Raw genomic sequence first — 19,790 nt, forward strand, 5'->3', positions numbered from 1 at the left:
TTTACGCTTCACTAAAAAAACAGCCGTGCACAGACACTGCCGAGGACACACCGTGACGGACACCCACCGCTCGCCTTCGCCCGCAACGGCGCAGGACGCCGCCCGTGCAATGGACCAGGCTCTGGACTGGCTCATCGTGCTCGGCAGCGCGGACGAAGAGCAGACCCGGCAATTTCACGCATGGCTGGCGGCCGATCCATTGAATGCCGAGGCGTTCGCCAAGGCCCAGGCGATCTGGGACGGGCCGCAAGTGGTGCAATGTGCGCAGAGCCTCGCGGCGAAGCCGGCGAAAGTGACTCTCATCAAACGTCTGCGTCCGCACTGGAAACCGTTGGCGACTGCAGCGGTGCTGGTGCTCGGCCTGTTCAGCTTCAGCAATCTGCCGATGCGCCTTCAGGCTGATCACCTGACCGTGGTCGGCGAGCGTCAGCGCCTGCAACTGGAGGACGGCTCCAAGGTGTTGCTCAACACCAATTCGGCATTCTCCAGCACCATCAATGAGCGCCAGCGCGTGGCGCGGCTGTATCAGGGCGAAGCGTTTTTCGAGGTAGCGGCCAACCGGGCTCAGCCAATGGAAATCGACGCCGGCCCGGTACAGGCCAGCGTGCGCGACACCGATTTCGCCGTGCGCTATCTGGACGGCGTGGCGCAGGTCAATGTGCAGCGCGGCGATGTCGATCTGCGCGCCACGCACAACGACGCGCGAGTGCGTTTGAGCGCCGGCGAAAGCATTCGCATCGGCCCCAACGGCTTTGATCGCCCGGCCAAGCTCGATGCCGGGACTGATCTGGCCTGGGTTCAGGGCCGTCTGGTGTTCGAGAACTGCCCGTTGAATCAGGTGCTGGCCGAACTGCGCCGCTACTACCCGGGCTGGATCATCAACACCAACGAGCAGTTGGCCGACGTCAACGTCACTGGCAACTACCGCCTCGATCAACCTTTGGACGTGGTGCGTTCCCTCGCTCACATCACCTCGGCGCGCCTGCAGGAATTCCCGGCGCTGGTGATTTTGAACTAAATGAGAATTATTTTTACTCGATAGCCGAATCCCGTTCGTCTCGTTATAGCCAATGCAATTGATTCGCATCTTCGGAGGCGGATCAGCACCTATAAAGATTCGTGCGACACGGAGCGCTATCGATGTCCTCTCGCCTTACCCGCCAGACTGCTTCCCCTTCCCGCGTACTGTCGTTGCTGACGGCCGCCATTCTCATGGCCGGCACTGCACCGCTGATGGCTGCCACCGAACAACCGGCACGCAACATGGGTGATTACTCGTTCTCCATCGGCCAGCAACCGCTGGTGTCGGCGCTCAACGCCTTCACCGCCGTCACCGGTTGGCAGGTCGGCTTGCCGGCGGAACTGGGTCAGGGCGTATCGTCGCCGGGCGTGCGCGGTTCGCTGCCGCCGGAAAAAGCCCTGGAGCGCCTGTTGGTGGGGACCAACCTGAGCTTCCGCAAGCTGAGCAACAACAACGTGGTGCTGGAAAAACGTAACGCCAGCGGCACATTGAATCTGGATCAGGTGACCATCAGCGCCACCCGCCAGGAACAGTCGGTCAACAGCGTACCGGCCACCGTCACCGTGCAGACCCGCCAGGACCTCGACCGCAACAACGTCAACACCATCAAGGATCTGGTGCGCTACGAGCCGGGCGTGTCGGTGGGCGGCGCCGGCCAGCGTGGCGGTATCAGCGGTTACAACATCCGTGGCATCGACGGCGACCGCATCCTGACTCAGGTTGACGGCGTCGAAGTGCCGGACGGTTTCTTCAACGGCCCGTATGCCAAAACCCAGCGCAATTACGTCGACCCGGAAATCGTCAAACGCGTGGAAATCCTCCGTGGCCCGGCCTCGGTGCTGTACGGCAGCAACGCCATCGGCGGCGCCGTCAGCTACTACACCCTCGACCCGGACGACATCATCAAGCCCGGCAAAGACGTCGGCGCCCGGTTGAAAACCGGTTACAGCTCCGCCGATGAGAGCTGGCTGAAATCCGCCACCGTCGCCGGCCGTGCCGAGCAGTTCGACGGCTTGCTGCACTTCAGCCAGCGCGACGGTCACGAAACCGATTCCTATGGAAGCAACAACGGCACAGGCCTTGCGCGCACCGCCGCCAACCCGGAAGACGTTAAAGCGACCAACGTACTGGCGAAGATCGGCTGGAACTACAACGAAGATTCGCGTCTGGGCCTGACCTACGAAAAATACAAGGACGACCGCGACACCGATCAGAAAAGTGCCTACGGCGGCCCGTACTTCAACGGCGCGCCAACCATTCCCAACAGCATGCTGCCCGGCGGCATGTACCAGTGGCGCACCGGCAACGACACCATCACCCGCGAGCGTTTCGGTCTGGAGCACAGCTTCGCCCTCGACAGCCTGCTGGCCGATAACGTGAAGTGGAGCCTCAATCACCAGATCGCCAAGACTGACCAGAGCACCGAAGAGTTTTACTACCCGATGACCCGTAAAGTGCTGCGCACCCGCGACACAATCTACGAGGAAAAACAGTGGGTATTCGATGCACAACTGGACAAGGCCTTCGCCATCGGTGACACCGATCACGTGCTGACCTACGGCACCACGATCAAGCAGCAGAAAGTCACCGGTTCGCGCAGCGGCGACGGCAAGTGCCTGGCGGTCGGCCGTGGTTGCACCGCCATCGGCGCCACCAGCGCGGCGGATGTGCTGAAAAAATCCAGCGACTTCCCGGACCCGACCATCAACACCTACAGCCTGTTCGCCCAGGATCAGATCAGCTGGAACAAGTGGACCTTCCTGCCGGGCCTGCGCTACGACTACACCCAGCTCAAGCCGCACATCACCCAGGAATTCCTCAACACCGTGGCCGCCGATGGCAACGGCACGGTCAGCGACGAGAACAAGACCTGGCACAAAGTCTCGCCCAAGTTCGGCCTGACCTACGCCCTGACCGACAATTACACCTGGTACGGCCAATACGCCGAAGGGTTCCGCACGCCGACCGCGAAAGCGCTGTACGGACGTTTTGAAAACAGCACCACCGGCTACAACGTGGCGCCGAACCCGAACCTGGAGCCGGAAAAAAGCAAAAGCTATGAAACCGGTCTGCGCGGCAACTTCGAGCAAGGCTCGTTCGACGTGGCGGTGTTCTATAACAAGTACCGCGACTTCATCAACGAAGATGCGGTCACTCCTGGCTACGACGAGCTGACCTTCCAGTCGAGCAACATCAAGCACGCGACCATCAAGGGCGCCGAAGTCAAAGGCCGTCTGAACCTCGATGCGTTGGGCGCGCCACAAGGCCTCTACACCCAAGGCTCGATCGCTTACGCCTACGGTCGCAACAACGACAACGGCGAGCCGCTCAACAGCGTCAATCCGCTGACCGGCGTGTTCGGCCTGGGTTACGACCAGGACAACTACGGCGGCCTGCTGAGCTGGACCGTGGTGAAGAAAAAGGACCGCGTCGACGACAGCAACTTCAAGTCGCCGGATGGCGTCAGCAGCCAGTTCAAGACCCCGGGCTTCGGCATTCTCGATCTGGCCGGCTATTACAAAGTTACCGACGACGTCACCGTCAGCGGCGGCATCTACAACCTGACCGACAAGAAATACTGGCTGTGGGACGACGTGCGCGGTTACGACAGTGTCGGCGAAGCCTCGGTGACACAACCGGCCAACCTCGATCGCCTGACCCAGCCGGGCCGCAACTTCGCGATCAATCTGGTCTGGGACATCTGATCCGAACCGCCCCGCAGCGCGCATTGAACAGCGCGCCGCGGGGGCTTTTTTTACGGTTCGGCACTGGCTCGTACGTCTCGTTATCAAGCGCCTCTTTTATCAAGGACACCCCATGACCACTTCGGAAAAATCCCTGCGTTCACAACGCCTGAACCAGATCACCCACGAGCCGCACAGCAAGCTCGACGCCCTGGTCAAGGCCCACGCGCCGTTCGAAACCCGCGCCAACTTCGCGCGTTTCGTGGTCGCGCAGTACCTGTTCCAGTCGGAGCTGGTAGACCTGTACAACGACGCCGAACTGGCTGCCATCGTCCCGGACCTGCCGGCCCGTTGCCGCGCCGAAGCGGCCAAGGCTGACCTGGCGGATCTCGACACCGAAGTCCCGGCACCGGTGGCCGGCGCGCTGAAAAACCCGAGCAAGGCCCGCGCCCTGGGCTGGATCTTCGTTTCGGAAGGTTCGAAGCTCGGCGCAGCGTTCCTGATCAAACGCGCGGTGGCGCTGGACCTCAGCGAAACCTTCGGCGCCCGTCACTTGGGTGAGCCTGAAGGCGGTCGCGCTGAAGGCTGGAAAAGCTTCGTGCGCACCCTCGACTCGCTGCAGTTCAGCGCGGAGGAAGAAGCCGAAGTCGAGCAAGGCGCAATCGACGCGTTCAACCGCTTCACCGTGCTGCTGGAACAGGCTTACGCGACCGAAGCCGAACCGGCCTGACACACCGCAAATCCCCTTGTAGGAGCTGCCGCAGGCTGCGATCTTTTGATCTTGAAAACCACATCAAAAGATCGCAGCCTGCGGCAGCTCCTACAGGTGAACGGTGTAAGCCTGTAAGATTCCCATCCCGCTTCAGAAGCAACCGCTGAACCCATGCCACAACCAGCCTCCTCGAAACTCGCCCGCCTGCTGTTCGGCCTGTTGGCCTACGTCAGCCTCGGCATTGGCCTGATCGCCATCGTCGTGCCCGGCCTGCCGACCACCGAGTTCATCCTGCTCGCCGCCTGGGCCGCAACCCGCAGCTCGCCGCGCCTGAGTGCCTGGCTGGAAAACCATCGGCTGTTCGGGCCGATCCTGAGCAACTGGCGCAATGGCAAGATCATCGCGCGCAAGGCCAAGGTCAGCGCCACGGTCAGCATGCTGCTGTGCGCGACGCTGATGCTGGTGATGCTCGATCACGGCTGGCCGGTGTATCTGGCGATTGCCGGGATGAGCCTGGGCAATCTGTGGATCTGGTCGCGTCCGGAAACCCTCCCCTCCTCCTGACTCACAGATTCCCCTGTGGCGAGGGAGCTTGCTCCCGCTCGGCGGCGAAGCCGTCGCAAAACCTCCGCATGCGGTAGGTCAGTAAGAATGCTGGGGAGCGCTGCGCACTCCAGCGGGAGCAAGCTCCCTCGCCACAACAGCCTCATCATTTCTCCGGCGTTCATCAGGCTGAAACTTCCCTGTAATTAATCGCCTTTTCAGCACAATCCCCTGCGCAATCGTTTAGCGCTGACCGTTCGTCGGCAAGCGCCTCATGCGCCCTCGCTGCGCGCCGATGAGCAATGCATGGCGCTGAATGGATTTGGCGAACCGGGTAATTCATCCCGTGGCCACCGGCTCATTCATTCACGAGATCGCCCCATGTTCGACTCTCTCTCCATTCGCCTGAAAATCGTCCTGCTCTCCGGCCTGTGCCTGCTGGGTGTGGTTGCGCTGATCGTCGGCATGAACATTTACCAGACCAACCAGAACGACGACCTGGTCAGTGACTCCAGCAGCAAGATGCTCACCGCCAGTGTGCAGAACCTGTTGCAGGCCAAGGCGGCCGAGCAAGCGGTGCGGGTGCAGAAGACTTTTGGCGAAAGCCTGACGGTGATCACCGCGCTGGCCGATCAAATCAAAGACATGCGCGTACTGGCCGCCAAGCGTTCGCTGGAGGCCGGTGCCCTGCGTGAAGAGTTGAATCAGAGCCTGAAAACCGCGTTCGAGCGCAACGACAAGGTGCTCGGCATCTGGCTTGCCTTCGAGCCCAACGGCCTCGACGGCAAGGACAGCCAGTTCGTCAACGACGCCGCGCGTCAGTCCAACGAAGCCGGGCGTTTTGCGACCTACTGGAGCCGCGCTGCCGGCTCGGCGCTGAACACGATCATGGTCGAAGAAGACATGACCAAGACCACCCTCAGCGTCAGCGGCACGCCGTACAACAGCTGGTACACCTGCCCTCGCGACAACAAGCGCACCTGCCTGCTCGATCCGTATGCCGACACCGTGGGCAACAAGGAAATGTTGATGACCACCATTTCCGTGCCGTTGATCGTCGACGGCAAGGCCATCGGCGTGGTCGGCGTCGACATCGCCCTCGATGCCCTGCAAGCGGCGGCGGTGGAGTCGCAGCGCAACCTGTTCAACAACGCCGGCCACATGCTGATCGTCTCCGGCAGCGGCGTGCTCGGCGCCGACAGTTCCGACGCGACCAAGGTCGGTAAAAAGATCAGCGATACCCTCGGCGCCGACGGCAAGGATCTGCTGCAATTGCTCAGCAGCGGCACGCCGAAGATTCTCGAACAGGGCGACCTGATTCGTGCGGTGTACCCGGTCGATCCGATTGGCAACTCGCGGGCCTGGGGCGTGGTCATCGACCTGCCGAAACAGGTGCTGCTGGCCGACTCGGTCAAGCTGCAGGCGGTGCTCGACGACGCGCAGGAAACCGGTGTGCTCACCGCACTGGCGGTGGCTGCGGTTGCCGGTTTGATTGGCTTGCTGCTGATCTGGCTGACCGCCTCCGGTGTCACACGCCCGATCAACAACGTCGCCGAGATGCTGAAAAACATCGCCAGCGGTGAAGGCGATCTGACCCAGCGCCTGAACTACACCAAGAAGGATGAACTGGGCGAACTGGTGAACTGGTTCAACCGCTTCCTCGACAAGCTGCAACCGACCATCGCCCAGATCAAGCAGAGCATCACCGAAGCGCGCGGCACCGCCGATCAGTCTTCGGAAATCGCCCGCCAGACCAGCGAAGGCATGCAGGTGCAGTTCCGCGAAATCGATCAGGTCGCCACCGCGTCCAACGAAATGAGCGCCACCGCCCACGACGTCGCCAACAGCGCCTCGAACGCAGCCAACGCTGCCAAGGGTGCCGATCAGTCGGCCCGGGACGGCATGTCGATCATCGAGCGCAGCACCCGTGACATCAATCAACTGGCCGATGAAGTCAGCAAAGCGGTGACCGAAGTCGAGGCACTGGCGGTCAACAGCGAGCAGATCGGTTCGGTGCTGGAAGTGATCCGCAGCATCGCCGAACAGACCAACCTGCTGGCGCTCAACGCCGCCATCGAAGCGGCTCGCGCCGGGGAAAGCGGTCGTGGTTTTGCGGTGGTGGCCGACGAGGTGCGTAATCTGGCCAAACGCACTCAGGATTCGGTGGAAGAAATCCGCATCGTCATCGAGCGCATCCAGACCGGCACCCGTGGCGTGGTCGCGACCATGCATTCGAGCCAGACCCAGGCGCACAACAACGCCGGGCAGATCCGTCAGGCGGTGGACGCGCTGGGCAAGATCAGCGATGCGGTGACGGTGATCAGCGACATGAACCTGCAGATCGCCAGCGCCGCCGAACAACAGAGCGCCGTGGCCGAAGAGGTCAACCGCAACGTCTCGGCGATTCGCACCGTGACTGAAACCCTGACTGAACAGGCGACTGAATCGGCGGCGATCAGCAGTCAGCTCAATGCGCTGGCCAGTCAACAGATGAAATTGATGGATCAGTTCCGCGTCTGAAATCCACCACTGTCCCTTTGTGGGAGCTGGCTTGCCAGCGATGACGGTGGATCAGTCAGTACTTGTGTGACTGACACACCGCAATCGCTGGCAAGCCAGCTCCCACAGGGGGCAGTGTTCGTCGTTCGGGGATTTCATCTGACTCGATGATCTTTTGCACTATCATCGCCCTCTCTCCCGGAGGGCCTTCGATGACTGATTTACTCACGTCCATTCAAGCCGCACTCGGCTTGCCCCGCACGCCGATTCCGTTCACCGCCCATGGCGCCCTGCCCTCGGCGTTCGCCGTCACCGATCTGGCCTGCGCCAGCATCGGCGCTGCCGGCCAGGCCGTCAGCGAACTGCTTCGGCAACAGACCGGGCACTTGTCCGCCGTGGAAGTTGACCGGCGTCTGGCCTCGTTCTGGTTCGCCACTTCGTTGCGCCCGATCGGTTGGGAAACCCCGCCGCTGTGGGATCCGGTCGCCGGTGACTACGCAACCGAGGACGGCTGGATCCGCCTGCACACCAACGCCCCGCATCACCGCGCCGCCGCTGAAAGCGTGCTCGGTGCCTGCGCCGACCGTGCCGCGATGGCGAAGAAAGTCGCGCAATGGCGCAGCACCGATCTGGAGCAAGCGATAGTCGACGCCAACGGCTGCGCCGCCGAAATGCGCAGCTGGGAGCAGTGGCAACAACATCCACAAGGGTTGGCAGTGAATGCCGAGCCGCTGGTGCATTTCATCGATTCGCAGGATGAAATCACCCACACGTGGCAAGGCTCGGTGGAGCAACCGCTGGCCGGGCTCAAGGTGCTGGACCTGACCCGCGTGCTCGCCGGTCCCACCGCCAGCCGTTTTCTCGCGGGTCTGGGCGCCAATGTGCTGCGCATCGATCCGCCGAGCTGGAATGAGCCGGGCGTCATCCCGGACATGACCCTTGGCAAACGCTGCGCGCGGCTGGATCTGCATCAGCCGGCCGATCGTGCATTGTTCGAAAACCTGTTGAAGGACGCCGACATCCTCCTGCACGGCTACCGCGCCAATGCCCTGGAACATCTCGGTTTCGGCGCCGAACGCCGCCGACAACTGGCGCCGGGGCTGATCGACGTCAGTCTCAACGCCTACGGCTGGAGCGGCCCGTGGCGCAACCGTCGTGGTTTCGACAGCCTGGTGCAGATGAGCAGCGGCATCGCCGAGGCCGGACAGCGCTGGAAGCAGGCCGACAAACCCACACCGTTGCCGGTGCAGGGGCTGGATCACGGCACCGGGTATTTGATGGCGGCCAGTGCGATCCGACTTTTGACCGAACGTTTAAGGACCGGTCAGGGTGGCTCTGCGCGCCTGTCGCTGGCGCGTACGGCCAGACTGTTGATCGAACAGGGGCCGGGAACGAACGATGCGTTGCGGGCTGAAGATGCGCAGGATCAAAACCCGCAGCTGGAGCAAACACCTTGGGGGCCGGCGCATCGGTTGCACGCGCCAGTGACGATCAACGGAACGCCACTGCAGTGGGCCTTGCCGGCCAGCGAACTGGGTTCATATCGCCCACAATGGTGATGACCATTCCGGCCCCTTCGCGAGCAAGCCCGCTCCCACAGGTGAAATGCGTTCCCCTGTGGGAGCGGGCTTGCTCGCGAAGACGGCTGCACCGACAACACTGATTCAGGCTCAATCCGCCCGACTCAAAGACGTCCACAACACCTGCGCCGCATACCCGCGAAACGGCCGCCAGGCCTCAGCCCGATCAGCCAGTTCCCGCGCCGCAGGCCGCACGCCTTCCAGCACCTCCAGCGCCCGCAACAACCCGACATCGCCATGGGGGAAGCCGTCCATATCGCGTAACTGCCGCAGTGCGATGTACTGCGCCGTCCACTCGCCAATCCCGTGCAACGCCAATAACTGCGCCACGCCGCCCTCGCGCCCCGGCTCAAACAACAGCGGATCATCGAGCAGCGCCTGCGCCACGCCCGACAATGTCCGTCCGCGACTCTTCGGCATGCCCAGCGCCGCCAGATCTGCCGCCGCCAACACACTCGCCTGAGGGAAAACATGACTCAAACCCGGCAACACCGAGCGTAACGGCGCACCATATTGCGCCACGAGCTTGCCTGCCAAGCGAATCGCTGCCACCACCGTAATCTGTTGGCCGAGCACCGCGCGAAACGCCAGCTCCAGACCGTCCCACGCCCCCGGCACCCGCAGCCCCGGACGCTCGGCGATCAATCGTGCCAGCAATGGGTCTTTCGCCAGATGCCCTTGCATCACTGCCAGATCGGCGTCCAGATCAAACAGCCGCCGCAACCTTGCAACAATCTGCGGCAGCAGCGCCGGATCAGGAAAATCCAGTTCGACCTCCAGCGCATCGCCCAGGCCAGGCCAAACCGAAACCGTGCCATGCACACCGTTCAAACCGATGCTGCGCGAATACACACCATCAACCACGGTCTCCATCCCGACCACCGCCCGCGCTGCAAGAAAACCGAACATAGCCTCCCAGTCGTATGGCGGCTGATACGCAAGCCTCAACCTCACAACCCTAGCACCCCACTGTACAAACCATACGCCGCCAGCCCCGCGCCGATCAGCACGCAGGCGAAAATGCCTTTCTCGACAGGGGTGAACAGCGGTTCGCCCTGCTCATGCTTGGCCTTGGCAAACAGCACCACCCCCGGCGCATACAGCAGCGCCGACAGCAGCAGGTATTTCACCCCGCCGGCATACAACAGCCACACCGCATAGCACAGGGCGATCCCGCCGATCAGCAGGTCCTTGGTGCGTTCAGCCGAGGCATGTTCGTAGGTTTCGCCACGCCCGCTGAGCAACACCGCGTACGCCGCCGACCACAGATACGGCACCAGAATCATCGACGAGGCGAGGTAGATCAGGCTGGTGTAGGTGCCGGCGGAAAACAGTGTGATCAGCAGGAAAATCTGGATCATCACGTTGGTCAGCCAGAGCGCGTTGACCGGCACATGGTTGGCGTTTTCCTTTTTCAGGAACGCCGGCATGGTCTTGTCCCGGGCCGTGGCAAACAGGATTTCCGCGCACAGCAGCGCCCATGACAGCAATGCGCCGAGCAGCGACACCGCCAGACCGAGACTGATCAGCAACGCGCCCCACGGCCCGACGATGTGTTCCAGCACCGCCGCCAGCGACGGGTTCTGCAACCTGGCCAGTTCGGGCTGGCTCATGATCCCCAGCGACAGCACGTTGACCAGCACCAGCAACGCCAGCACGCCGATAAAACCGATCACCGTGGCGCGCCCGACGTCGCTGCGTTTCTCCGCCCGCGCCGAATACACGCTGGCGCCCTCGATGCCGATGAACACGAACACCGTCACCAGCATCATGTTGCGCACCTGATCCATCACCCCGCCGAAGCTTGGGTTGCTACGGCCCCAGATGTCGCGGGTGAAGATATCGGCCTTGAACGCCACCGCCGCGATGACGATGAACATGATCAGCGGCACGATCTTGGCGACCGTGGTCACCTGATTGATGAACGCCGCCTCCTTGATCCCGCGCATCACCAGAAAATGCACGGCCCACAACAGCAGCGAGGCACAGCCGATGGCGACCGGCGTGTTGCCCTGGCCGAATACCGGAAAGAAGTAACCGAGGGTGCTGAACAGCAGAACGAAATAGCCGACGTTGCCCAACCAGGCGCTGATCCAGTAACCCCAGGCCGACGAAAAACCCATGTAGTCGCCAAACCCGGCCTTGGCGTAGGCGTAGACCCCGGAGTCCAACTCGGGCTTGCGGTTGGCCAGGGTCTGGAACACGAACGCCAGGGTCAACATGCCGATGGCGGTGATCCCCCAGCCGATCAGTATGGCCCCGGCATCGGCGCGGGCAGCCATGTTCTGCGGCAGGGAAAAAATCCCGCCACCAATCATCGAACCCACCACCAGGGCGATCAACGCACCCAGTCGCAGCTTTTGCGTCGGTTGCGACATTCCAGTCTCCCTTCATTCATTTGTAACAACTATTAACTAAACGCCTAATACCACACGACGTTTATCAGGTAATACCGAGAAATACTCGTTTATATATAGCGACTGACGCTAACGCCTAGCACGCTAAGACAGTTTTGTGCGCGAATCCTAATAAATCAATTCTGTACTGAAAACAGATGCCGAAAATTTGCCAAAAGCTGAAAAAGAACTAGCGTGTTAATTCGAAAGTAATAAGAGCAATTCCCAACCACATCAGGCAAAGGCCTCTAGGACGGGCTTTCCAGGCGATAGCGTTATGCCTCCAGTTGTTTCATAAGTCATTCATTAACAATGGAATGTGGCCATGCACTGATCTATGTCAGCTGATTGAACAGACAACAGATCTACGCTGTGAACTCTTCTCTCCTGCAATGGAGTCATGCAATGTCTGAAGCTCCCGGAAAACTACGACTAGGTGCACTGGTTGCCTTGGTAGTCGGCTCAATGATTGGTGGCGGGATATTCTCTTTGCCACAAAACATGGCCGCCAGCGCCGACGTCGGCGCGGTACTGATTGGCTGGGCCATCACCGCTGTCGGCATGCTCACCCTCGCTTTTGTCTTTCAAACCCTCGCCAATCGCAAGCCTGACCTGGACGGCGGTGTCTACGCCTATGCCAAGGCCGGTTTCGGCGACTACATGGGTTTCTCGTCCGCCTGGGGTTACTGGATCAGCGCCTGGCTGGGCAACGTCGGCTACTTTGTTCTGCTGTTCAGCACCCTCGGGTATTTCTTTCCGGTTTTCGGTGAAGGCAACACGGTTGCCGCGGTCGTTGGTGCCTCGGTGCTGCTGTGGGCCGTGCACTTTCTGGTGCTGCGCGGGATCAAGGAAGCGGCGTTCATCAACCTCGTGACCACCGTCGCCAAGGTCGTGCCGCTGCTGCTGTTCGTGCTGATCGCCGTCTTCGCTTTCAAACTGGACATCTTCACCGCCGACATCTGGGGGGTGAAAAACCCGGATCTGGGCAGCGTGATGAACCAGGTGCGCAACATGATGCTGGTCACCGTATGGGTGTTCATCGGCATCGAGGGTGCGAGCATCTTCTCGGCGCGGGCGGAAAAACGCTCCGACGTCGGCAAGGCCACCGTGATCGGCTTCATCACCGTGCTGCTGTTCCTGGTGCTGGTCAACGTACTGTCGCTGGGCATCATGACTCAGCCGGAACTGGCCAAACTGCAGAACCCGTCGATGGCCGCCGTGCTTGAGCATGTGGTTGGTCACTGGGGCGCGGTGCTGATCAGCGTCGGCCTGATCATCTCGCTGCTGGGCGCGCTGCTGTCGTGGGTGCTGCTGTGTGCGGAGATCATGTTCGCCGCCGCCAAAGACCACACCATGCCGGAGTTCCTGCGCCGCGAGAACGCCAACCACGTACCGGTCAATGCCCTGTGGCTGACCAACGCGATGGTCCAGCTGTTTCTGATCATCACCCTGTTTTCGGCCAGCACTTACCTGTCGCTGATCTACCTCGCCACTTCGATGATTCTGGTGCCGTACCTGTGGTCGGCGGCCTATGCCCTGCTGCTGGCGGTACGCGGCGAAACCTACGAAGGCTTCGCGGCCGAGCGGCGCAAGGACCTGATCATCGGCGGTGTCGCCCTGATCTATGCGATCTGGCTGCTGTACGCCGGCGGGGTGAAATACCTGCTGCTCTCGGCCCTGCTGTATGCCCCCGGCGCAATCCTGTTCGCCAAGGCCAAGCTCGAACTCAAACAAGCTGTTTTCACCAACGTCGAGAAGCTGATTTTCGCCGCGGTGGTCATCGGTGCCCTGGTGGCAGCCTACGGCCTCTACGACGGCTTCCTGACTCTGTAACACCTGATTGATTGGTTATCTGGAGGATCTGAAATGACCACGGAAAAAGTTAAGTACGGCGTCCATTCCGAAGCCGGCAAACTGCGCAAAGTCATGGTTTGCTCCCCAGGTCTGGCCCACCAGCGCCTGACCCCGAACAACTGCGATGAACTGCTGTTCGATGACGTGTTGTGGGTCGCCCAGGCCAAGCGCGACCACTTCGACTTCGTGACCAAGATGCGTGAACGCGGGATCGACGTGCTGGAAATGCACAACCTGCTGACTGACATCGTCGCCATCCCTGAAGCGCTGGACTGGATTCTCGAGCGCAAGGTCACCGCCGACTCGGTGGGCCTGGGCCTGATCAGCGAAGTCAAATCCTGGCTGAAAAGCCTTGAGCCGCGACACATCGCCGAATACCTGATCGGTGGCGTATCCGCCGATGATCTGCCGGACAGCTTCGGCGGCAAGACCATCCAGATGTTCCGCGACTTCCTCGGCCATTCCAGTTTCATCCTGCCGCCGCTGCCGAACACTCAGTTCACCCGCGACACCACCTGCTGGATCTACGGTGGCGTGACGCTGAACCCGATGTACTGGCCGGCACGTCGCCAGGAAACCCTGCTGACCACCGCCATCTACAAATTCCACCCGCAGTTCACCAACGCCGATTTCGAGATCTGGTACGGCGACCCGGACAAGGATCACGGCAGCTCGACCCTTGAGGGCGGCGACGTGATGCCAATCGGCAACGGCGTGGTGTTGATCGGCATGGGCGAGCGCTCGTCGCGTCAAGCCATCGGCCAACTGGCGCTGAACCTGTTCAAAAACAAAGCGGTGGAAAAAGTCATCGTCGCCGGCCTGCCAAAGTCCCGTGCGGCGATGCACCTGGACACCGTGTTCAGCTTCTGCGACCGCGACCTGGTGACGATCTTCCCAGAAGTGGTGAACCAGATCGTCGCCTTCACCCTGCGTCCTGACGAAAGCAAACAGGGCGGCATCGACATCCGCCGCGAAGAAGGCACCTTCCTCGACACCGTGGCCAAAGCCCTCAACCTGCCGAAGCTGCGCGTGGTGGAAACCGGCGGCAACAGCTTCGCCGCCGAACGCGAGCAATGGGACGACGGCAACAACGTGGTCGCGGTAGAGCCGGGCGTGGTCATCGGCTACGACCGCAACACCTACACCAACACCCTGCTGCGCAAGGCAGGCGTCGAGGTCATCACCATCAGCGCCGGCGAACTCGGTCGCGGACGCGGCGGCGGCCACTGCATGACCTGCCCGATCATCCGCGACCCAATCGATTACTAAACCTCTGAGCCCTGGCCGCGACTTACAAAGCGCGGCCAGGGGGATAACCGACACCGAAGGAGATCCATCATGGCTTTTAACATCCACAACCGTAACCTGCTCAGCCTGGAACACCACACCCCACGTGAGCTGCGTTACCTGCTCGACCTGTCCCGCGATCTGAAACGCGCGAAATACACCGGCACCGAGCAGCAACACCTGAAGGGCAACAACATTGCCCTGATCTTCGAAAAAACCTCGACCCGTACCCGTTGCGCGTTCGAAGTGGCGGCCTACGACCAAGGCGCCAACGTCACTTACATCGACCCGAATTCCTCGCAGATCGGCCACAAGGAAAGCATGAAAGACACGGCCCGCGTGCTGGGTCGCATGTACGACGCCATCGAATACCGTGGCTTCAAACAGGAAATCGTCGAAGAGCTGGCGAAGTTCGCCGGGGTGCCGGTGTTCAACGGCCTGACCGACGAATATCACCCAACACAAATGATCGCCGACGTGCTGACCATGCGTGAACACGCTGACAAACCGATCCACGAAATCAGCTACGCCTACCTCGGCGACGCGCGCAACAACATGGGCAACTCGCTGCTGCTGGTCGGCGCCAAGCTCGGCATGGACGTGCGCATCTGCGCGCCGAAAGCCCTGTGGCCGCATGACGATCTGGTTGATCGCTGCAAGAAATACGCGGAAGAATCCGGCGCCCGCATCACCCTGACCGAAGACCCGAAAGCCGCAGTCAAAGGCGTCGACTTCATCCACACCGACGTCTGGGTGTCGATGGGCGAACCGGTCGAGGCATGGGCCGAGCGCATCCAGCAACTGCTGCCGTACCAGGTCAACAAAGAGCTGATGAAGGCCACCGGCAACCCGCGCACCAAGTTCATGCACTGCCTGCCGGCGTTCCACAACAGCGATACCAAGGTCGGCAAACAGATCGCCGAACAGTATCCGCACCTGGCCAACGGCATCGAAGTGACCGACGACGTATTCGAGTCGCCAGCCTGCATCGCCTTCGAGCAAGCGGAAAACCGCATGCACACAATCAAGGCGATCCTGGTCTCGACCCTGGCTGATCTGTAACTGAAACAGCTCCCACTGAAGGAACCGGTTCCAAATGTGGGAGCGGGCTTGCTCGCGAAGAGGCCGTGTCAGGCGACATCAAAGGAGCCTGACACACCGCCTTCGGGAGCAAGCCCCCTCCCACAGGGGATTCCGGTTCCGACAGGGAGACCGAGTCGTTTGCCATTTCTCTGCTGAAAAGGATTGCACCATGCGTATCGTCGTAGCTCTGGGCGGTAACGCCCTGCTCCGTCGTGGCGAGCCGATGACCGCTGACAACCAGCGCGCCAACATCCGCATCGCCACCGAGCAAATCGCCAAGATCCATCCCGGCAACCAACTGGTCATCGCCCACGGCAATGGCCCACAAGTCGGCCTGCTGTCGCTGCAGGCGGCGGCCTACACCTCCGTCACCCCTTACCCGCTGGACGTGCTCGGTGCCGAAACCGAAGGCATGATCGGCTACATCATCGAACAGGAACTGGGCAACCTGCTGGACTTCGAAGTGCCGTTCGCCACCCTGCTGACCCAGGTTGAAGTCGACGCCAAGGACCCGGCCTTCCAGAACCCGACCAAACCGATCGGCCCGGTCTACGACAAAGCCGAAGCGGAAAAACTCGCCGCCGAAAAAGGCTGGGCGATTGCCCCGGACGGCGACAAATTCCGCCGTGTGGTGGCCAGCCCACGGCCCAAGCGCATCTTCGAAATCCGCCCGATCAAGTGGCTGCTGGACAAGGGCAGCATCGTGATTTGCGCCGGTGGCGGCGGGATTCCGACCATGTACGACGAGCACCGCAACCTCAAGGGCATCGAGGCGGTGATCGACAAGGACCTGTGCTCGTCGCTGCTCGCCGAGCAACTGGAAGCCGACTTGCTGGTGATCGCCACCGACGTCAACGCGGCATTCATTGATTACGGCAAACCGACGCAGAAAGCCATTTTCGAAGCACATCCGGATGAACTGGAACGACTCGGTTTTGCCGCCGGTTCCATGGGGCCGAAGGTGCAGGCAGCCTGTGAATTCGCGCGCCATACTGGCAAGGTCGCGGTGATCGGCTCGCTGGCGGACATCGAAGCCATCGTCCAGGGCACCGCCGGTACCCGGGTCAGCACGGCGAAGCCGGGCATCAGCTATCGATAACTGGAAACTCCGAGGGCAGGCCCAGAGTCTGCCCTTCTCCCATGCCTTGAAAGGAGGAACCCATGGCCCAGTTTGAACCCGGTCATTTGCATATTGAGCGGCACGCGCTGACTCCGGATGACGTCAGTTACAACGTGCACCTCGACTATGAAGTGTTCACCGATCCGCAGAAAGGCAAAGGCATACAGTTCACGATGCACGGCAACCTTCAGGGCAAGGACATGAAAGAGACTTTCTTCCTGCCCAAGGAAGAGGCTTACAACTTCGCCCGCGACGTGACCCGGATTGCCGAGAAATACGGGATTCCAAAGGCTCACAGCCAGATCGGTTCGGTGCACAAACATTACGATCTGATGTTTGAGGACATCCGGCAGAAGTTGAATATGCAATCCGGGGATCCGGTTAATCCCGAGCATTTCGAGTAACCCCAAAAGCCCCCTCACCCTAACCCTCTCCCGGAGGGAGAGGGGACTGACCGAGTTGCTCGCTCAAGGTACACCGACCTGAAATAGCGAGCCGAACTCAAGTTTTGAAAAGCCCCCAATCTGCTCCCTTTCCCCCTCGCCCCTCTGGGGAGAGGGCTGGGGTGAGGGGTAGATCTCCAGCACGACAACAATCTCAAGATTTCACCCCAGTCCCCCATCAAGGCATACTTGCCCCCCTCCGCATTGCAGAACACTGAACCGCCCCCATGCGTATCCACGTCAGCTTCATCGACCGCGTCGGCATCACCCAGGAAGTCCTGGCGATCCTCGGTGGGCGCAACCTCAATCTGGATGCGGTGGAGATGATCCCGCCCAACGTCTACATCGACGCCCCGACCTTGAGCCCGCAAGTGCTCGAAGAACTCAAAGATGCGTTGTTTCGCGTACTCGGTGTCGAAGCGGTGACGGTGGTCGACATTCTCCCCGGCCAGCGTCGGCACTTGCAGCTCGACGCGTTGCTCGCGGCGATGACCGATCCGGTGCTGGCACTGGACAGCGCCGGCAAGGTGTTGCTGGCCAACCCGGCACTGATCGCGTTGTACGGGCGTGAACCGGCGGGGGAAAGTGTATCTGAGCTGTTCAACGATACCGGTCTGCTGGAAACCCTGCTCGAACAAGGCTTTCGCCTGCCGCTCCGCGAGATCACCGTCAATGGCCAGACTCTGCTGCTCGACGCTACACCGATCACCGACGCCGGCGCCCTGCTGACCCTGTATCAGCCGAACCGCATCGGCGAACAGCTCTCGGCGTTGCACCATGACCATGCCGAAGGCTTCGATGCGCTGCTCGGCGAGTCCCCGGCGATCCGCACCCTCAAGGCCCGCGCGCAACGAGTCGCCGCCCTCGACGCACCGCTGTTGATTCAAGGCGAAACCGGTACCGGCAAAGAACTGGTGGCCCGCGCCTGTCACGCGATCAGTGCGCGGCACAGTGCGCCGTTCCTCGCGCTGAACTGCGCGGCCCTGCCGGAAAACCTCGCCGAGAGCGAGCTGTTCGGCTACGCCCCCGGCGCCTTCACTGGCGCGCAACGTGGCGGCAAACCGGGGCTGATGGAACTGGCGAACCAGGGCACGGTGTTTCTCGACGAGATTGGCGAGATGTCGCCGTACTTGCAGGCCAAGCTGCTGCGCTTTCTGAACGACGGCAGCTTCCGCCGGGTCGGCGGTGATCGCGAAGTGAAGGTCAACGTGCGGATCCTCAGCGCCACGCACCGCGACCTGGAGAAAATGGTCAGCGAAGGCTTGTTCCGCGAAGACCTGTTCTATCGTCTCAACGTGCTCAATGTCGAAGTGCCGCCGCTGCGTGAACGCGGGCAGGACATCCTGCTGCTGGCGCGCTATTTCATGCAGCAGGCCTGTGCGCAGATCCAGCGCCCGGTCTGCCGACTCGCCCCCGGCACCTATCCGGCGCTGCTCGGCAACCGCTGGCCGGGTAACGTGCGGCAGTTGCAGAACGTGATCTTCCGCGCGGCGGCGATCTGCGAAAGCAGTCTGGTCGACATCGGCGACCTCGATATCGCCGGCACCTCGGTGGCGCGGCAGGCCGACAGCGACGTCGACAGCCTCGAACAGGCCGTGGAATCCTTCGAAAAATCGCTGCTGGAAAAACTCTACGTCAGCTACCCCTCGACCCGCCAACTGGCCAGCCGCCTGCAGACCTCGCACACGGCGATCGCCCATCGACTGCGCAAATACGGCATTCCAGGCAAGTCTTAAATACCCCCTGTAGGAGCTGCCGAAGGCTGCGATCTTTTGATCTTGATCTTGATCTTGATCTTGAAAAACAAAATCAAAAGATCGCAGCCTTCGGCAGCTCCTACAGTCCGGGTTCGCAGTTCTGGATTTGTATTTTCTGCTTGAAAGCGACCTCCATCTGTACTGAAAGCGCTACAGCGGAACGATATCGCTACAAACTCCTCCGATCACCGCTGTGCAAGGCTTTGATCCGCTTCAGCTTTTCTCCCCGCCCCAAGCTGTAGCGATTTCGCTACAGACACTCGATTCTGACCACTCCTAAAAACAGACAACTATTTGATTTATATAGATAAATTCAAGATGGCCGCGTTCTTGCTAAGTAACCGTTCATAAAATCAGGGCTTTCATGCCCAAGCCTTCCACCGCGTCCACCAGACGAGTCTGGCCCCCTTAGGAGTTTCCATGAGCGAGTTGCGTTTTACTGAAGATCACGAATGGCTGCGCACCGAAGCTGACGGCAGCGTTACTGTCGGCATCACCGCTTTCGCGCAGAACGCCCTGGGCGACGTGGTGTTCGTGCAACTGCCTGAGCTGCAGGCTTACGAAAAAGGCGCCGAAGCCGCCACCGTGGAATCGGTCAAGGCCGCCAGCGGCGTGTACATGCCCCTCGACGGTGAAGTCGTGGAAGTGAACCCGGCACTGGACGGCAGCCCGGAACTGGTCAACGAAGATCCGCTGGGCGAAGGCTGGTTTTTCCGCTTCCAGCCAAGCGACGCCGCCGCTGTAGCGAAATTGCTGGATCAAGACGCCTACGACCGTCTGATCAAAGCCCAAGCCGAAGCCTGAGGAGTAA

The 19,790-nt window shown here is 61.1% G+C and carries 14 protein-coding genes and 2 pseudogenes; 14 read left to right on the forward strand and 2 right to left on the reverse strand.

Translation table 11 applies throughout. The annotated features are described in order from the left end of the window. Positions 1 to 52: 52 nt before the first annotated feature. The 7 genes and pseudogenes from ACIOUG_RS19160 (at position 53) to ACIOUG_RS19190 (ending at position 9,018) form a co-directional block, all read left to right on the forward strand. Complete coding sequence (locus ACIOUG_RS19160; protein ID WP_401067749.1) at positions 53 to 1,018, forward strand: FecR family protein; 966 nt, start codon at positions 53 to 55, stop codon at positions 1,016 to 1,018. Positions 1,019 to 1,140: 122 nt separating this feature from the next. Further along, the gene (locus tag ACIOUG_RS19165; RefSeq protein WP_401067751.1) at positions 1,141 to 3,726 is read left to right on the forward strand and encodes a TonB-dependent receptor; all 2,586 of its coding nucleotides are present in this window, start codon (positions 1,141 to 1,143) and stop codon (positions 3,724 to 3,726) included. Between the two features lie 112 nt (positions 3,727 to 3,838). After that, positions 3,839 to 4,435 (forward strand): biliverdin-producing heme oxygenase, encoded by a 597-nt coding sequence (locus tag ACIOUG_RS19170; protein WP_401067754.1) that lies wholly within the window; start codon positions 3,839 to 3,841, stop codon positions 4,433 to 4,435. Between the two features lie 153 nt (positions 4,436 to 4,588). Next, the gene (locus ACIOUG_RS19175; protein ID WP_401067757.1) at positions 4,589 to 4,981 is read left to right on the forward strand and encodes a YbaN family protein; all 393 of its coding nucleotides are present in this window, start codon (positions 4,589 to 4,591) and stop codon (positions 4,979 to 4,981) included. Between the two features lie 624 nt (positions 4,982 to 5,605). Then, a pseudogene (locus ACIOUG_RS19180) lies at positions 5,606 to 6,574 on the forward strand (cache domain-containing protein); the annotation flags it as partial. 378 nt (positions 6,575 to 6,952) lie between these two features. Next, positions 6,953 to 7,480: pseudogene (locus ACIOUG_RS19185) on the forward strand (methyl-accepting chemotaxis protein); the annotation flags it as partial. Positions 7,481 to 7,671: 191 nt separating this feature from the next. Continuing rightward, a complete protein-coding gene (locus ACIOUG_RS19190) occupies positions 7,672 to 9,018 on the forward strand; it encodes a CoA transferase (RefSeq protein ID WP_401067760.1) in 1,347 nt (448 codons plus the stop codon). Between the two features lie 111 nt (positions 9,019 to 9,129). On the opposite strand, the gene ACIOUG_RS19195 is transcribed toward ACIOUG_RS19190, so the two are convergent. Both ACIOUG_RS19195 and arcD (ACIOUG_RS19200) read right to left on the reverse strand, forming a co-directional pair. Beyond that, positions 9,130 to 9,993, reverse strand: coding sequence for a DNA-3-methyladenine glycosylase family protein (locus ACIOUG_RS19195; protein ID WP_401067763.1), 864 nt, complete (start codon positions 9,991 to 9,993; stop codon positions 9,130 to 9,132). Beyond that, the gene (gene arcD, locus ACIOUG_RS19200; RefSeq protein ID WP_401067765.1) at positions 9,990 to 11,417 is read right to left on the reverse strand and encodes an arginine-ornithine antiporter; all 1,428 of its coding nucleotides are present in this window, start codon (positions 11,415 to 11,417) and stop codon (positions 9,990 to 9,992) included. Before arcD (ACIOUG_RS19200) ends, ACIOUG_RS19195 begins: the two co-directional genes overlap by 4 nt. Positions 11,418 to 11,840: 423 nt before the next feature. Here arcD (ACIOUG_RS19200) and arcD (ACIOUG_RS19205) point away from each other — a divergent pair, with 423 nt between their 5' ends. The 7 genes from arcD (ACIOUG_RS19205) (at position 11,841) to gcvH (ending at position 19,783) form a co-directional block, all read left to right on the forward strand. After that, the gene (gene arcD / locus ACIOUG_RS19205) at positions 11,841 to 13,268 is read left to right on the forward strand and encodes an arginine-ornithine antiporter (RefSeq protein WP_401067768.1); all 1,428 of its coding nucleotides are present in this window, start codon (positions 11,841 to 11,843) and stop codon (positions 13,266 to 13,268) included. 33 nt (positions 13,269 to 13,301) lie between these two features. Next, positions 13,302 to 14,558, forward strand: a complete 1,257-nt coding sequence (gene arcA / locus ACIOUG_RS19210; protein ID WP_401067771.1) for an arginine deiminase — start codon at positions 13,302 to 13,304, stop codon at positions 14,556 to 14,558. A 69-nt stretch (positions 14,559 to 14,627) separates the two neighbouring features. Next, complete coding sequence (locus ACIOUG_RS19215) at positions 14,628 to 15,638, forward strand: ornithine carbamoyltransferase (protein ID WP_003227481.1); 1,011 nt, start codon at positions 14,628 to 14,630, stop codon at positions 15,636 to 15,638. A 190-nt stretch (positions 15,639 to 15,828) separates the two neighbouring features. Further along, positions 15,829 to 16,758 (forward strand): carbamate kinase, encoded by a 930-nt coding sequence (gene arcC, locus ACIOUG_RS19220; protein ID WP_401067774.1) that lies wholly within the window; start codon positions 15,829 to 15,831, stop codon positions 16,756 to 16,758. Between the two features lie 62 nt (positions 16,759 to 16,820). Beyond that, positions 16,821 to 17,183: a DUF5064 family protein gene (locus tag ACIOUG_RS19225; protein WP_123588678.1), complete on the forward strand. Its 363-nt coding sequence runs from the start codon at positions 16,821 to 16,823 to the stop codon at positions 17,181 to 17,183. Between the two features lie 266 nt (positions 17,184 to 17,449). Continuing rightward, positions 17,450 to 18,958 carry a sigma-54-dependent transcriptional regulator gene (locus tag ACIOUG_RS19230; RefSeq protein WP_401067777.1) on the forward strand — a complete coding sequence of 503 codons (1,509 nt, stop codon included), beginning with the start codon at positions 17,450 to 17,452 and terminating at the stop codon, positions 18,956 to 18,958. A gap of 441 nt (positions 18,959 to 19,399) precedes the next feature. Beyond that, positions 19,400 to 19,783 (forward strand): glycine cleavage system protein GcvH, encoded by a 384-nt coding sequence (gcvH, locus tag ACIOUG_RS19235; protein WP_338802809.1) that lies wholly within the window; start codon positions 19,400 to 19,402, stop codon positions 19,781 to 19,783. Positions 19,784 to 19,790 lie beyond the last annotated feature (7 nt).

Source organism: Pseudomonas sp. NPDC087803 (assembly GCF_044742995.1).
GTDB lineage: Bacteria > Pseudomonadota > Gammaproteobacteria > Pseudomonadales > Pseudomonadaceae > Aquipseudomonas.

Bases quoted from the DNA above. Each gene is read 5' to 3' on its own strand.
- ACIOUG_RS19165 (WP_401067751.1), top strand. From the start codon at position 1,141: ATGTCCTCTCGCCTTACCCGCCAGACTGCTTCCCCTTCCCGCGTACTG.
- ACIOUG_RS19170 (WP_401067754.1), top strand. From the start codon at position 3,839: ATGACCACTTCGGAAAAATCCCTGCGTTCACAACGCCTGAACCAGATC.
- ACIOUG_RS19175 (WP_401067757.1), top strand. From the start codon at position 4,589: ATGCCACAACCAGCCTCCTCGAAACTCGCCCGCCTGCTGTTCGGCCTG.
- ACIOUG_RS19190 (WP_401067760.1), top strand. From the start codon at position 7,672: ATGACTGATTTACTCACGTCCATTCAAGCCGCACTCGGCTTGCCCCGC.
- arcD (WP_401067765.1), bottom strand. From the start codon at position 11,417: ATGTCGCAACCGACGCAAAAGCTGCGACTGGGTGCGTTGATCGCCCTG.
- arcD (WP_401067768.1), top strand. From the start codon at position 11,841: ATGTCTGAAGCTCCCGGAAAACTACGACTAGGTGCACTGGTTGCCTTG.
- arcA (WP_401067771.1), top strand. From the start codon at position 13,302: ATGACCACGGAAAAAGTTAAGTACGGCGTCCATTCCGAAGCCGGCAAA.
- ACIOUG_RS19215 (WP_003227481.1), top strand. From the start codon at position 14,628: ATGGCTTTTAACATCCACAACCGTAACCTGCTCAGCCTGGAACACCAC.
- arcC (WP_401067774.1), top strand. From the start codon at position 15,829: ATGCGTATCGTCGTAGCTCTGGGCGGTAACGCCCTGCTCCGTCGTGGC.
- ACIOUG_RS19225 (WP_123588678.1), top strand. From the start codon at position 16,821: ATGGCCCAGTTTGAACCCGGTCATTTGCATATTGAGCGGCACGCGCTG.
- ACIOUG_RS19230 (WP_401067777.1), top strand. From the start codon at position 17,450: ATGCGTATCCACGTCAGCTTCATCGACCGCGTCGGCATCACCCAGGAA.
- gcvH (WP_338802809.1), top strand. From the start codon at position 19,400: ATGAGCGAGTTGCGTTTTACTGAAGATCACGAATGGCTGCGCACCGAA.